Consider the following 13716-nt stretch of genomic DNA (forward strand, 5'->3'; position numbering starts at 1 on the left):
ATCACCGGCACCAATGACGGGCCGCTGGCGGTGGCCGACAGCGTCGCCGGCACCGAAAACCAGCTGCTCAACATCGATGTGCTGGCCAACGACACCGACGTCGACGACGGTCACGCGCTGAGTCTGGTCAGCGCCAGCGCACCGGCCGGCATGGGCACAGCCAGCGTGGTGGACGGCAAGGTGGTGTTCAACCCAGGTAGCGACTTCGACCATCTGGCCAAGGATGCGGTGGTGCACGTCACCCTCAGCTACACCATGACCGACCAGTTCGGTGCCGAGTCGAGCAGCACGGTGGACGTCACCGTCACCGGGACCAACGATCTGGCAAGCATCACGGGGACGGCCAGTGGTGGCGTGCAAGAGGCTACCGCTTCCTCTGCCGGCGTGCCGACGACCGGCGGTGTGCTGCTGCTCAGCGATGTCGATGACGGCGAAGCGGTGTTCCAGCAACCTGCCAGTCTGGACGGGGTGTATGGCAGCTTCTCGCTGGATACCGGCAGTGGGGTATGGAGCTATCAGCTGGACAACAACAGGGCGGTCACCCAGGCGCTGAATAGCGGCACCACGGTCTACGATACGTTGCTGGTGAAGTCGTACGATGGCACGGCACAGCAGACCATCACGGTCTCGATCCAGGGCGCCACCGATAACTCGGCACCGCAATTCCTCAGCAGCGGCGTGCTGGTCAGCATGTTTGAGCATTTGCTGAATGCGGCAACGAGTCCGACCGGTTTTGCTTCCGCCCTGCTGGGCAGTGTCCTGGCCAGTGATGCCGATGGCAACGCCCTGACCTACAGCCTGCTGTCGGATGCCTCCGGCGGGGCGTTCCAGATTTCGGCGGGCGGGGCGGTGTCGGTCAAGGATCTGTCGCTGCTCGATTTCGAGTCGGCGGCGCTGATTCCGGGGGGCGGTGGTGCCTGGGGCTATGCGCTGGAGGTGGCGGTCAGCGACGGGATTGCCGCACCGGTGACCACTACCCTGTATGTCGAGGTCAAGAATGTGACGACCGGGCTGACTGGCGGCAATCAGACTGACTATCTGGATGGTGGCAGTGGGGGCGAGACCCTGATCGGAGGCGGGCAGGCGGATGTGGTCTTCGGCGATGGCGGTGATGACTCGCTGACCGGCGATACAGGCACCGGTGCCGAGAAAGCCGACCAACTGTTTGGCGGTGCCGGCAACGACCAGCTGTTCGGCAATGGCGACAGCGACATGCTGCGCGGTGGCAGCGGCAACGATGGACTGACCGGCGGGACGGGCAGCGACACCTTCGTCTGGTTGCTGGCCGACATTTCCGGCGGACCTTACACCGACACCGTTAAGGATTGGGGGGCCGGCGGTACTGCGGACAAGCTGGACCTGCGCGACCTGCTGCAGGGCGAGCATGCCAATGCGCTGTCACTGGATGCGTATCTGGATTTCAGTTACGCCGGCGGCAATACCACCATCGCGGTGCACTCCGCCGGAGCCGGCACGGCGGTGACGCAGTCGATTGTGCTGGAGAGCATCCAGCTGGCCGGCATCGATGATCAGGCCATCATCAGCAATCTGCTGAGCAGCAACAAGCTGGTGGTCGATGTCTGAGTAAGGGGAGAGTTGTTGTCATGGTCCTCTGCGCGAGAGGGGGCTTTGCCGCCGGGCACTGACCGGCACGAGGGGAGAACAAGGTTGGCCGCAGTGTTGCGGCCAACCTTGTTCATTTTGTGTCCCGGCGAAACGCCGCGACCGGCGGGCTGGCCGGGTGGCGGCGGCGGTCAGCGCCACAAGCCGGCACGCGCGCCGCACGCAACAAAGCGGTTTGGATATGGCCGCGCTGGCGATATGCTATGCGTTTGGCCTGATGCCGGCGGTGAGCTGCCGCGGCGAGATGGCGCTTTCCTGGAAAAAAACAAGCATGGCTCTTCCCGTGACGCCCTCCGGCGTGGCGCATCCGCGCCTGATCTTGCTGGCCATCTGCCTGGTGGCGTTGATGAGTACCGCCGGGGTGGCGATGCCGTACCCGATTCTGGCGCCGATCTTCGTCGATGCCGCCGCCGACGGTTTCAACCACTTTGCCGGCCTGCCGCCCAAGCTGCTGCTGGGCATGGCGCTGGCCGCCAACCCGCTGGGCATCCTGATCGGCAGTACTTTCATCGGCGCGCTGTCCGATCGCCTCGGCCGGCGGCGCGTGCTGCTCAGCACGCTGTCGCTGACCCTGCTCGGCTACCTGCTGACGGCGTGGGCGCTGGATTTGCGCTGGTATCCGCTGTTCGTGTTCGCGCGTTTTCTGACCGGTCTGACCGAGGGCAATGTCGCGGTGGCGCGCGCCATCGTCGCCGACCTGCATCCGCAGCTGGATCGCACTCGCAGCTTCGCCATCCTCAACGCGGTGCTGTACATGGGCTGGCTGGTGGGGCCGATGATCGGCGGCTTCACCCTGCCGCTGGGCGAGCCGGTGCCGTTCCTGATCGGTGCGCTGACGCTGCTGCCGTGTCTGGCGATCCTGCTGTGGGTGCTGCCGGAAACCGGTCGCGCCGCCGGGCTGCAGGGGGTGTCGCTGTGGCAGACGGTGCGGCAGCAGCAGGCGTTCCGGCTGTTGCAGCAGGATGCGCTGCTGGCCGGGCTGTTCTGGATGCAGCTGCTGTTCGCGCTGGGGGTGAACGCCTTTTACGAGTTCTATCCGCTGTGGCTGGTGGAGTTTGCCGGCCTCGGCAGCAGCGGCATTGCCTGGGTCACCGCCGGGCTGTGCCTGATGATGTCGCTGGCCAGTACCGTGTCCGGCAAGCGTGGCCTGCACCATGATCCGCTGCGCCAGGCGCGCCAGTCGGCGGTGATCTTCGCGCTGGGGTTGTTGCTGCTGTCGCTGTTGCCGGACGGCCCCGGCGTGGTGCTGGTGGTGTTGCTGGGGCTGCCGCTGGCGATCTACAACGCGGTGCTGCCCAGCTGGTGCGCGGAGCGCTTCGAGCACCACGGCCAGGGCAGCGTGATGGGGCTGCTGTCGACCATCTTCTGCATCAGCAATGTGCTGATCGCGGTGATTGGCGGCCTGCTGACGCTGCTGGACACGCGGCTGACGCTGGCGCTGGGCTCGGTGATGTGCGTGCTGGCGGTGGTGCGCCTGAACCGGCTGATCCGCCAGGCGGCGCGCATGCCGCAGCTGGCCGGCGCCGGGGGGTGAGCGTGCGGATGTTTACGGCGCGCGCGCCTTGTCCGGCAAGTCGGCAATGTGGGGGTTGAGTTGCAGCAGCAGCGCCCGTGAACGCGGGCTGTCGGGCAGCGCGATATAGGTCAGGTTGCTGGCGAGGATGCCGGCCTCTTCCAGCTCGCCCTGATTGAGCGCGGCGATGCTTTCGCGGATGCCGATCAGGTAGTCCAGCCGTCCCAGCCGCAGCTTGTCGACATTCTGCGCGTCGCGCGCCGCCTCGTCGGCCAGCAGCCGCTTCTCGTCGAGGGCACGGCTGAAGGCGTCGCTGTAGAACCAGCCGGACAGCACGCCGACGCGCTTGCCGTACAGCGAGGCGATGCCGCTGTACGCTGCCATGGCGTGGCCCTTGCGCGCATACACCACCAGCTCCTCGCGGTAGATCGGTTTGGAGAACAGGTATTTGCGTTGCCGCTCCTCGTTGCGGTAGATGCCGGCCACGCCGTGGCTGCCCTGTTCCAGATAGGCCAGCGCCCGCTTCCACGGTATCGCCTCGATGCGCAGGGTCAGTCCGGCGCGCTCGCCCAGCTGGCGCAGCGTCTGCGCGTACAGCCCCTGCGCCACGCCTTGACCGTCGACATACATGAACGGCGGGTTGTGGGCGTCGATGGCAAAGCGCAGCACCTCGCGCGCCTGGCTCAGGCTGCACAGCAACAGCAATACGGCGGTGGCAAGACGGGAGGCGGACATCGCGGAATCCTTGGCTGATGGCGACGGGGGCGGCCGCGAAAGTGATCGCCGGCATCCTTTGATGATAAGAAGATAACGGCGATATCCCAAGCCGGCAATGCGCACCGCCCGCACCAACGGCATTGCGGCCAACCTTGAACCCAAGGTTGGCCGCAATGTCATGAAGCGGGAGCGGGGTGAAGCGCTTACAGCACCAGCTTGGCGCCGATCAGCGCCATCATCAGCGCCAGTGCCGGACGCAGCCAGCGCTCGGCGACGCGGCGGGTCAGGTGGCTGCCGAGCCAGATGCCGGGCAGCGAGCCGATCAGCAGCTGCGCCAGCAGGCCGTAGTCCATATTGCCCATGCTGGCGTGGCCCAGGCCGGCGACCAGGGTCAGCGGCACCGCGTGGGCGATCTCGGTGCCGACCAGGCGTGCGGTTGGCAGCAGCGGGTACAGCGCGAAAATCGCCAGCGTGCCCAGCGCGCCGGCACCGATGGAGCTGAGGGTGACGATCACGCCCAGCACCACGCCGGTAAACACGGTGGCCTTGGTCGGGATGTAGCCTTCCGGCCGTGCCGGCATGAAGCGGGCAATCTGGCGCAGGATCCACGGCTTGAACAGGATCGCCAGCGCGGTGAGGATCAGCGCAAAGCCGAGCATCACCTTGATCAGGCTGTTGGCGGCCTGGGTGTCCAGCTGCAGGTAGTGCAGCACGATCACGGTCAGCAGCGACGCCGGCACGCTGCCGATCGCCAGCAGCTTGGTGATGTGCCAGTCGATGTGCTTGTGCTTGTGGTGCACCCACACGCCGCCCATCTTGGTGATACAGGCGTACAGCAGGTCGGTGCCGACCGCGGTGGCCGGATTGATGCCGAACCACAGCAGGATCGGTGTCATCAGCGAGCCGCCGCCGACGCCGGTCAGGCCGACGATGAAGCCTACTGCCAAGCCTGCAATGATGTAACCCGGATCCATGCCGTCTGCTTTCTGCCAAATCGTGATCAGGCAGCCATGCTAACCGAAGGGTTTATAACCGCTTAGATGTTTTAAGAGATTAGTTATTCGGTAAATGAATAAGCTGTGCACGGCAGGCGGACGGCGGCTCACCGCCCGCTGCTGCACCACAGCAACAATGCGGTCAGCAGCAGCAGCGCGGCGAAACACTGCTTCAGCCGCGCCTCCGGCAAGCGGTGCGCCAGCGCCACGCCCCAGGAGATGGTCGACAGACCGCCAACGGCGAGGGCGATGCCGGTGGCCCACTGCACCTGGCCGGCGCCGGCATAGGTCAGCAGCGCCACCAGCGCGCTGGGCACCACCAGCGCCAGCGCCATGCCTTGCGCCACCGCCTGCGGCAGGCCGAAACCGCGCACCAGCAACGGCGCGGCGATGATGCCGGAGCCGACACTGAACAAGCCGCCGCAGGCACCGCCGAGCACGCCGACCGCCGGCAGGTAGCGTTGCGGCCAACCTTGCGCCGCCTGCGGCCGGGCGCGGCGGCCCTGGCGCCAGAAGTAGTACGCCAGCCACAGCAGGAAGGCGGCGAACACCTGCTGCAGCCGCTGCTGGTCAAGCGCCACCGCCAGCCGCGCCGCCGGATAGGTCGCCAGCATGGCACCGGCGCCCATCGCCAGCGCGGTGCGCAGCGGGAACGGATGGCGCTGGCGGTAACGCCAGAATGCCAGCAGTACATTGGGCACGATCATCACCAGCGCAGTGCCCTGCGCCAGCGCCTGTGGCTGGTGATAGGCCAGCACCAGCAGCGGGATGGCAATGATGCCGCCGCCGATGCCGAAAAGGCCGCCGACGGCGCCGAGCAGCGCGCCCAGCAGCAGGGTGGCAAACAGCAAAAGCAGGTCCATGGTTGGCTCCGTCACGCGATGACGCTAGTTTAGCGCTGCCATTCATGTTTATAATTCATATTGAATCAATACATTCTTTACCTGAAAGCAACAATGGACGCGATGGCCGATTTGACCCTGGTCGCCAGCATTGCCCGCTGCGGCAGCCTGACCGCGACCGCGCAGGAGCAGGGCGTCACCACCCCGGCGATCAGCCGCCGGCTGGCGGCGCTGGAGCAGCGGCTGGGCGTGGCGCTGTTTGCCCGCACCACGCGCACGCTGCTGCTGACGCCGGAGGGCGAGCGCTACCTGCAGGCGGCGCGGCGCATCCTGGACGACATCGGCGAGCTGGAGCGCTCGCTGCGCGGCAGCCACGCCGAGCCGCAGGGGCTGTTGCGCGTCAACGCCACCTTCGGCTTTGGCCGCCGCCACATCGCGCCGGCGATCGCGCTGTTCGCCGCCCGTCATCCGCAGCTGTCAGTGCAGCTGAGCCTGACCGAGCGCATGCCGGCGCCGGGGGAGGGCAGTTTCGATGTCAGTATCCGCTTCGGCCCGCCGCCGGATGCGCGGCTGTGCGCGCAGCGCATCGTGCACAACCGCCGCATCCTGTGTGCGGCGCCGGCCTATCTGCAGCAGGCCGCGCCGATCCGCCAGCCGCAGGACCTCAGCCGGCAGCAGTGCCTGTTCGTGCGCGAGAACGATGCCGTCTACGGTCAGTGGCAGCTGCAGTGCGACGGCCAGCAGCAACGGGTGCGGGTCAGCGGTCGGCTGAGCGCCAACGACGGCGAGAGCGTGGTCGGCTGGGGGCTGGCCGGCCACGGCGTGATGCTGCGCTCGGAGTGGGATGTCGGCGCGGCGCTGGGCGACGGCCGCCTGCAGCGGGTGCTGCCGCAGTGGCAGGGCACGCCGGCGGACATCTACGCGCTGTACCCGCCGGCGCTGACGCTGTCGGCGCGGGTGCGGCTGTTTGTCGATTTCCTGTGCCAGCATTTTGCGGAGGCGGCGACCGGCGCCGTTACGCGCGACAGCAAATAAATCGGCATTCGCCTGAACTTTTCAGCGCCGGGCGTGACCAAGCCGTAGCAAGCGTCGTCCTGACGTTTTCTCCTCTGATTGTTTCGCATTGACTTGACCGCGCCGCGCAAGCTGGCGCGGCTTTTTTTTGTTCAGTTTTCAGTGAAACCGAACTTTGGATGTTCGTTTTTGATTGCAGCAAGGTGACAAACCGAACGCTGATGGCGGCGCGGGGTCACGTCACGGTCATGTCATTGGCGTTGGCGGTGTGCGTGCGACAGTGATGGCGGCAGACGGGCTGCGAGCGGAACAAGTGTTTGATTTTGCTGGGGGAGGAAAACGGGCAAAAAAATTGCGCGGGGTTTTACGCCCGCGCCAAGTCTACAAAGGAGAAATAGAGGAGAAACTATCAAGAAGCAATTGCTGCATCCCAACGAGTACGGATTATCCGGATCGTGTTTACCGCTGTCAATGTATACAATCTGCAATAACGCAAAAAATATAACATTTTGTCGCGCTTTGAACACATCGCGTGTTGGAAAGTGAAAATCTAGCGCTTGCTTGCTGCGCTTGATGCGGCGCATCACGCCAAGCTGTGCCACAATATCGTCTTTGCCAGATTTGTCCGGTTGCCAGTGATGAGCGATATTTCCCTGCAGTTGCCTGATCCGCGTCAGTACCCCGAATCTTCCCCTTCCAATATGTTGATCCACTACACGCAATCGATCGTGAATGCGCGTAGCGAGGACGACCGTGCCATGTGGCGTGCCTCGCTGCGTGCCGCGCTGGTCGAGATGCTGGAACGCGAAGAACTGTTATCGCTGTCCGTTGCGCTGGCGATGGTGACCTCGCAGCAGATCTACCGCGAGCTGTGGGACGCGCTGCGCGATGCCGCCGAGCGTCCGGACAGCGGCCGCCACGCGGTGATCTTCGCCGTGCCGCTGGTGCTGGTGATCGGCAGCAAGGGCAAGGCCACGCTGCCGGAGCGCATTGCCGACGTCGATACCCTCAATGCCTTGTTCCGCCAGCACGGCCTGTTCGCCGACGGCGCCGAGGTGTTCCTGTCCGGCAAGCTGCTGCACCCGGACAATGTGGTCGGCATCCATTCCGCCCAGATCTACCGTTACACCCGCCAGCTGGTGGACGCCGCACGCGGCCTGCCGCTGGAGTTGCCGGCGGCGCCGATCGTGGCCAAGGACGAGGGCGTGTTCCTGCGCTACCTGCTCGGCGTGGCCATCCGTGAAGACGGTGCCGAGGCACCGGTGAAACTGGGCGGCAATGTCGGTGCCTGGGGCGTGCCAGTGATGAAGTTCATCGGCGAGCAACTGAAGACCGAGGGCGTGACGCTGTTCCCGATCCCGCGTCCGCCGATGCCGCTGATGCAGGCCATCGTTGCGGCCAACTTTGCGCGACTGGAGGTGGCGTTGCAGGTATTTGCCAGCACCCAGATCCGCCAGCTGCGCGACCTGGGCCAGGAACCGGTGGCCATCATGTCGGCGCACGACAACGGCGAGCTGCACATCACCGTGTCGGCCTCCGGCAACGAGAAGGACTGGGGCGGCTTCGTGTGGCCGCTGGCGGCGCAGGACGACGTGGCGCAGATCGAGACCAACTTCCGCCTGCTGATGGCGGAGTGCCAGGTCGGCGACGTGCGCGTGGTGGACGGGGTGCAGCCGGAAAGCCGCGACGGCATTCCGCTGTTCTTCACCGCCGACGACTGGCCGCCGCAGCCGGTGACGCTGCAGTAAGTCATTGAAATGGCAGGGGCAGCATGAAACGCTTTCATGCCGAACCTGCCATTTGTTCATCACGGTGCCGCGCCGGATGAGGTAAAATAGCCGCCTTGCAGTGTTGACGTTTGCCCTGCCGCCGCCGCGCGACAGGCTAAACGTCAAGACTGCCTTTTAGTTCAAACCCTCCAGATGGAAGAGTCAACGATGTTTGCTGATCTGAAAATTGCCCAGTTTGACCCGGAACTCGCTGCTGCGATCGGCGCGGAAGTCCAGCGCCAGGAAGACCATATCGAGCTGATCGCCTCCGAGAACTACACCAGTCCGGCAGTGATGGAAGCCCAGGGTTCCCAGCTGACCAACAAGTATGCCGAAGGCTACCCGGGCAAGCGCTTCTACGGCGGTTGCGAGCACGTTGACATCGTCGAGCAACTGGCGATCGACCGCGTCAAGCAGCTGTTCGGCGCCGAATACGCCAACGTGCAGCCGCACTCCGGCTCGCAGGCCAACCAGGCGGTGTACTTCTCCATCCTGAAGCCGGGCGACACCGTGATGGGCATGAACCTGGGCCACGGCGGTCACCTGACCCACGGCAGCCCGGCCAACCTGTCCGGCAAGCTGTTCAACATCGTGGCCTACGGCCTGAACGAGAACGAAGAAATCGACTACGACGACATGGAGCGCGTAGCGATGGAAACCAAGCCGAAGCTGATCATCGGCGGCGCTTCCGCCTTCGCACTGCGTTTCGACTTCGAGCGCATGGGCCAGATCGCCAAGAAATGCGGCGCCTACTTCATGGTCGACATGGCGCACTACGCCGGCCTGATCGCCGCCGGTGTGTACCCGAACCCGGTACCGCACGCCGACTTCGTGACCTCCACCACCCACAAGACCCTGCGCGGTCCGCGTGGCGGCCTGATCCTGGCCAAGGCCGAGTTCGAGAAGTCGCTGAACAGCAACGTGTTCCCGACCCTGCAGGGCGGCCCGCTGATGCACGTGATCGCCGGCAAGGCGGTGGCGTTCAAGGAAGCGCTGACCCCGGAATTCAAGGCCTATCAGGAACAGGTGCTGAAGAACGCCGACGCCATGGCCAAGACCCTGGCCGAGCGCGGCCTGCGCATCGTGTCCGGCCGCACCGAGAGCCACGTGTTCCTGGTTGACCTGCGTGCCAAGGGCCTGACCGGCAAGGCGGCCGATGCCGCGCTGACCAAGGCGCACATCACTGTCAACAAGAACGCGATCCCGAACGACCCGGAAAGCCCGTTCGTGACCTCCGGCATCCGTATCGGTTCGCCGGCGATCACCACCCGCGGCTTCAAGGAAGAAGAAGCCCGCATCGTCGCCAACCTGGTGGCCGACGTGCTGGACAACCCGACCGACGAAGCGGTACTGGCGCGCGTGGCCAAGGAAGCCACCGAGCTGTGCCACCGTTTCCCGGTGTACAGCAAGAAGTAAGTCACCGTCCCGACGGTAGACGACAAAGCGGCCTGCGGGCCGCTTTTTTCATGCGGCCAACGTTGGCCGCAGCGTGAGCCGGCAGTGCGTGTGCCGGGCCGGGGGCGTCCGGCAGCTTGCCGCCGCCGCTTACGCTGCGCTGCGGCACGGGCTGCGCGACAGCGCCGATTGCTGATAACATCAGGCTATTGAAACCAGCAGGATTGTAAAGCCATGAAATGCCCGTTCTGCGGCTGTGCCGATACCCAGGTGGTTGATTCGCGTGTCAGTGACGACGGCAACAGCATCCGCCGCCGCCGCCGCTGCATGGGCTGTGAAAAGCGCTTTACCACCTTTGAAAACGCCGACGTGCGCATGCCGCAGGTGGTGAAATCCGGTGGCCACCGCGCCGAATTCGACGTCGAGCGGGTGCGCACCAGCTTCCTGCGCGCGCTGCACAAGCGCCCGGTGCCGACGCCGCTGGTCGACGACGCCATCGACCGCCTCTGCCAGCGCCTGCTGCAACTGGGCGAGCGCGAGGTGTCCAGCCGCCAGATCGGCGAGATGGTGATGAACGAGCTGGCCCGGCTGGACAAGGTCGCCTACGTGCGCTTTGCCTCGGTGTACAAGAGCTTCCAGGACATCGCCGAGTTCAGCGACGCGATCAAGGAAATCCAGAAGCGCGACTGAGTGTCGCCGCCAGCCCCCATCGCGATGGAATTGCCGATGAACATATTTACTGCCGACGATCACCACTACATGCAGCAGGCGCTGCGCCTGGCTGAGGCCGCCACCCGCCGTGCAGCGCCCAATCCCGGTGTTGGCTGCGTGCTGGTGCGTGACGGGCAGATTATCGGCGAGGGCGCCACGCTGGCGGTGGGTTCGGACCACGCCGAGATCCAGGCGATCAAGGACTGCTACGCCCGCGGCCTGACGCCGGCCGGCGCCACCGCCTACGTCACGCTGGAGCCGTGCAGCCACCACGGCCGCACCCCGCCGTGCGCCGGGCGGCTGATCGTGGAAAAGCTGGGCCGCGTGGTGGCGGCGATGGTCGATCCCTATCACGAGGTCGCCGGCCGCGGCATCGCCATGCTGAACGCAGCCGGTATTGCCGCCGCCGCCGGCTGCCTGCAGGCCGAGGCCGAGCGCGTGCATCGCGGCTTCCTGTCGCGGGTGACGCGGCAGCGCCCGTTCGTCACGCTGAAGGGCGCAGCGACGCTGGACGGCAAGACCGCACTGCTCAATGGCGTCAGCCAGTGGATTACCGGCGCCGACGCGCGCCGCGACGTGCATCGGCTACGTGCGGCCAACTGTGCGATCCTCACCGGCAGCGGTACGGTGCTGGCCGACAATCCGCAGCTGACGGTGCGCGAGGTGCCGTGCGCGCGCCAGCCGCTGCGGGTGGTGGTGGACAGCACGCTGCAGACGCCGGCGAGTGCCGCAATCTACGACACCGCCGTGGCGCCGACCTGGCTGGCGACGGCGGTGAGCGATCCTGCCCGCCACGCGCCGTATCTCGCGCGCGGCGTCAGGCTGCTGCCGTGCGTGGCGGACGATGGCCGTGTCGATCTGGCGCAGCTGTTGCAAGCGCTGGCTGCCGACGGTGTCAACGAGCTGATGGTGGAGGCGGGCGCCGGCCTAGGCGGCGCGCTGGTTGCCGCCGGGTTGGTGGACGAGGCGGTGCTGTACCTGGCGCCCTACCTGGCCGGCGACGCCGCGCGCGGACTGTTTGCCTGGCCGGCGCTGACCTCGCTCGACGACAAGGTGCCGCTGACGGTCAGCGACCTGCGCCTGGTCGGGCGCGATATCAGGGTTACCCTCACTTTTCCGCCGCGCTGAGTAGCGGTTCAATGCCTGCGGCAGCGGAGATCAATGCGGCGATACGGCGTTCTGGTTTCTCCCCAGCTAAACGCCGCCTCCGCCGTCGTTGTTGCCTTGTCTCGCGTGAGCGGGCGAGACCTTGAACAGGTTCTAAACGCGTGATGCAGTTGTAATCCATTTTCTTCCGACAAGGTATGCCATGCTGATTCCGGCCGAGCGACTTCATCGCCTGGCGCACGCCACCCTGTGCGCACTGGGTTCCACCGCCGACGAGGCCAGCGTGGTCGCCGACCACCTGCTCGCGGCCAACCTCAAGGGTCACGACAGCCACGGCGTCGGCATGCTGCCGTTTTACGTCGACAGCGTCGCCGCCGGCACGCTGCAGCCGAACCAGCCGGCGTGGCTGCTCAACGATTGCGGCGCCATCCTGCAGTTCGACGGCGAGCGCGGCTACGGCCAGCGCGTGGTGCGCGAGGCGATGGACGCCGCCATCGAGCGCGTCGGCCACAGCGGCATCGTGCTGCTGACGGTGCGCAACAGCCACCACATGGGCCGCATCGGCAGCTACGGCGAACAGGCCGCCGCCGCCGGCAAGGTGGCGCTGTTCTTCGTCAACGTCACCGATTTTCCGCAGCCGCTGGTGGCGCCGTTTGGTGGCTCGGCGCCGCGCTTCGGCACCAATCCGCTGTGCATCGCGTTTCCGGCTGGCCATCGCGAGCCGGCGTTCATCCTCGATTTCGCCACCAGCATGGTCGCCTACGGCAAGACGCGGGTGGCCTATCTCGCCGGCCAGCACTTTGACGAGGCGGTGATGTTGGATGCCGCCGGCCAGCCGACGGCCGATCCGGCCGCGCTGCACGAAGCACCGAGCGGTGCGCTGCGCCCGATCGCCGCCCACAAGGGGGGCGGACTGGTCGCGGCCATCGAGTTCCTCGCCGGGCTGTTGTCCGGCGGCGGCACGCTGCAGCCGGATAACGCGCGGGAGGGCGGCATCGTCAACAACCTGACCGCGATCCTGATCGATCCGGAGGCGGTCAGCGATCTGGACTGGCTGCGCGCCGAGTACGACGCAATGGCCGCCTACATCCGCAGCTCGCCGCCGCCGCCCGGACAGCCGCCAGTGCTGCTGGCCGGCGAGCCGGAGCGGCAGCGCGAGGCGCAAAGGTTGGCCGCAGGGGTGGAAATTTCCGATAATGAGTGGGCGGCGATCGTGGCGGCGGCCCGGCGTGCCGGGGTCATTGATGCCGATCAGTAGTGGCGGCTGAAAACACGTTATGCTTGGCGCGCCTGGCCTTGTTGCCCGCATCGGTAACAAGGCCAGAGTTGTCTCTGGCGCAGTCGTTGTCATAAATGAGGTTGTCATCGTGGGTGATATTGCTGTCAGGGCGCTGGACGCGTACCTGAATCTGCTCGAACAAAAAGGTGCGGCGGTGGAGGTGGTGCTGTTCCGTCGCAACATCCTGCGCCGGCTGGTGCAGATCCTGCGCGGCCAGCCGCGCAACCGCGATGTCTATCGCAGCGCGATCAATGCGCTGCTGTCGATCTGTCCGCCCGGCGACCGCCCGGCGGCGATGACGGCGGCGCGCGAGTACTACTATTTCTGGCTCGGCGACCTGCAGCAGCTGGCGCAGATGAATGCCCGCGCCGGCTTCACCACCCACCACGTGCGGCTGCCGGTGCTGGCCTCGTTCGCCGACCTGCAGCAGCGCATGAGCGATGAAAACTTTGCCAGCTTCCCGCCGTCGCTGGACATCTATCTGGGCAAGCTGTACGAGCTGGGCGCCGACGACGAGGTGCTGGCCGAACGCGCCGGGCTGATCAAGCCGCTGCTGTATCTGCTGCACGGCCAGGCGCATCATCCGGACAGCTTCCGCACCGCGGTCGACGCCATGCTGATGCACCTCACCGACAGCTACGCGCGCGACAGCTTCCTCACCATCTCCCGCGAATTCTTCTACTACTGGATGACCTTTCCCGACGCCGGCGTGCGCCACAAGAAGGCCTCGCTCGCCTGAGCGGTCAGGCTT

General features: G+C 66.0%; 13 protein-coding genes. 9 read left to right on the forward strand and 4 right to left on the reverse strand.

All coding sequences use genetic code 11. The features are described from left to right. Together ACG97_RS13305 and ACG97_RS13310 are read left to right on the forward strand one after the other, a co-directional pair. On the forward strand, positions 1 to 1584 hold a 1584-nt coding region (locus ACG97_RS13305), incomplete at its 5' end, for a VCBS domain-containing protein (protein ID WP_047967860.1). 310 nt (positions 1585 to 1894) lie between these two features. After that, complete coding sequence (locus ACG97_RS13310; protein ID WP_047967899.1) at positions 1895 to 3157, forward strand: MFS transporter; 1263 nt, start codon at positions 1895 to 1897, stop codon at positions 3155 to 3157. 12 nt (positions 3158 to 3169) lie between these two features. Here ACG97_RS13310 and ACG97_RS13315 read toward each other — a convergent pair whose 3' ends face one another. The 3 genes from ACG97_RS13315 to ACG97_RS13325 all read right to left on the reverse strand — a co-directional run bounded on the left by ACG97_RS13315 (position 3170) and on the right by ACG97_RS13325 (position 5711). Further along, positions 3170 to 3871: an ABC transporter substrate-binding protein gene (locus ACG97_RS13315; RefSeq protein ID WP_162199013.1), complete on the reverse strand. Its 702-nt coding sequence runs from the start codon at positions 3869 to 3871 to the stop codon at positions 3170 to 3172. Between the two features lie 185 nt (positions 3872 to 4056). Continuing rightward, positions 4057 to 4827 carry a sulfite exporter TauE/SafE family protein gene (locus ACG97_RS13320; RefSeq protein ID WP_047967862.1) on the reverse strand — a complete coding sequence of 257 codons (771 nt, stop codon included), beginning with the start codon at positions 4825 to 4827 and terminating at the stop codon, positions 4057 to 4059. A gap of 128 nt (positions 4828 to 4955) precedes the next feature. Beyond that, on the reverse strand, positions 4956 to 5711 hold the full coding sequence (locus ACG97_RS13325; RefSeq protein WP_047967863.1) for a sulfite exporter TauE/SafE family protein: 756 nt from the start codon (positions 5709 to 5711) through the stop codon (positions 4956 to 4958). 102 nt (positions 5712 to 5813) lie between these two features. Between ACG97_RS13325 and ACG97_RS13330 the strand changes: the two genes are divergently transcribed. Beyond that, positions 5814 to 6725, forward strand: a complete 912-nt coding sequence (locus ACG97_RS13330; RefSeq protein ID WP_238377337.1) for a LysR family transcriptional regulator — start codon at positions 5814 to 5816, stop codon at positions 6723 to 6725. 230 nt (positions 6726 to 6955) lie between these two features. Here ACG97_RS13330 and ACG97_RS17790 read toward each other — a convergent pair whose 3' ends face one another. After that, positions 6956 to 7417: a hypothetical protein gene (locus ACG97_RS17790; RefSeq protein WP_162199012.1), complete on the reverse strand. Its 462-nt coding sequence runs from the start codon at positions 7415 to 7417 to the stop codon at positions 6956 to 6958. A 15-nt stretch (positions 7418 to 7432) separates the two neighbouring features. Between ACG97_RS17790 and ACG97_RS13335 the strand changes: the two genes are divergently transcribed. The 6 genes from ACG97_RS13335 to ACG97_RS13360 all read left to right on the forward strand — a co-directional run bounded on the left by ACG97_RS13335 (position 7433) and on the right by ACG97_RS13360 (position 13704). Next, complete coding sequence (locus ACG97_RS13335) at positions 7433 to 8452, forward strand: hypothetical protein (protein WP_238377338.1); 1020 nt, start codon at positions 7433 to 7435, stop codon at positions 8450 to 8452. A gap of 189 nt (positions 8453 to 8641) precedes the next feature. After that, positions 8642 to 9889 (forward strand): serine hydroxymethyltransferase, encoded by a 1248-nt coding sequence (glyA, locus tag ACG97_RS13340; RefSeq protein WP_047967866.1) that lies wholly within the window; start codon positions 8642 to 8644, stop codon positions 9887 to 9889. A 213-nt stretch (positions 9890 to 10102) separates the two neighbouring features. After that, positions 10103 to 10558 (forward strand): transcriptional regulator NrdR, encoded by a 456-nt coding sequence (gene nrdR / locus ACG97_RS13345; protein ID WP_047967867.1) that lies wholly within the window; start codon positions 10103 to 10105, stop codon positions 10556 to 10558. Between the two features lie 36 nt (positions 10559 to 10594). Beyond that, positions 10595 to 11707: a bifunctional diaminohydroxyphosphoribosylaminopyrimidine deaminase/5-amino-6-(5-phosphoribosylamino)uracil reductase RibD gene (gene ribD / locus ACG97_RS13350; RefSeq protein WP_047967868.1), complete on the forward strand. Its 1113-nt coding sequence runs from the start codon at positions 10595 to 10597 to the stop codon at positions 11705 to 11707. Between the two features lie 181 nt (positions 11708 to 11888). After that, positions 11889 to 12944 (forward strand): malate/lactate/ureidoglycolate dehydrogenase, encoded by a 1056-nt coding sequence (locus ACG97_RS13355; RefSeq protein ID WP_047967869.1) that lies wholly within the window; start codon positions 11889 to 11891, stop codon positions 12942 to 12944. 109 nt (positions 12945 to 13053) lie between these two features. Then, positions 13054 to 13704, forward strand: coding sequence for a hypothetical protein (locus ACG97_RS13360; protein ID WP_047967870.1), 651 nt, complete (start codon positions 13054 to 13056; stop codon positions 13702 to 13704). The last annotated feature ends 12 nt before the right edge of the window (positions 13705 to 13716 follow it).

The sequence above is a fragment of the Vogesella sp. EB genome (assembly GCF_001037925.1).
GTDB classification, from domain to species: domain Bacteria; phylum Pseudomonadota; class Gammaproteobacteria; order Burkholderiales; family Chromobacteriaceae; genus Vogesella; species Vogesella indigofera.

Coding starts and splice junctions, on each gene's coding strand:
- ACG97_RS13325 (WP_047967863.1), bottom strand. CDS start 5,711: ATGGACCTGCTTTTGCTGTTTGCCACCCTGCTGCTGGGCGCGCTGCTC.
- nrdR (WP_047967867.1), top strand. CDS start 10,103: ATGAAATGCCCGTTCTGCGGCTGTGCCGATACCCAGGTGGTTGATTCG.
- ACG97_RS13310 (WP_047967899.1), top strand. CDS start 1,895: ATGGCTCTTCCCGTGACGCCCTCCGGCGTGGCGCATCCGCGCCTGATC.
- ACG97_RS13315 (WP_162199013.1), bottom strand. CDS start 3,871: ATGTCCGCCTCCCGTCTTGCCACCGCCGTATTGCTGTTGCTGTGCAGC.
- glyA (WP_047967866.1), top strand. CDS start 8,642: ATGTTTGCTGATCTGAAAATTGCCCAGTTTGACCCGGAACTCGCTGCT.
- ACG97_RS13355 (WP_047967869.1), top strand. CDS start 11,889: ATGCTGATTCCGGCCGAGCGACTTCATCGCCTGGCGCACGCCACCCTG.
- ACG97_RS13320 (WP_047967862.1), bottom strand. CDS start 4,827: ATGGATCCGGGTTACATCATTGCAGGCTTGGCAGTAGGCTTCATCGTC.
- ACG97_RS13330 (WP_238377337.1), top strand. CDS start 5,814: ATGGCCGATTTGACCCTGGTCGCCAGCATTGCCCGCTGCGGCAGCCTG.
- ribD (WP_047967868.1), top strand. CDS start 10,595: ATGAACATATTTACTGCCGACGATCACCACTACATGCAGCAGGCGCTG.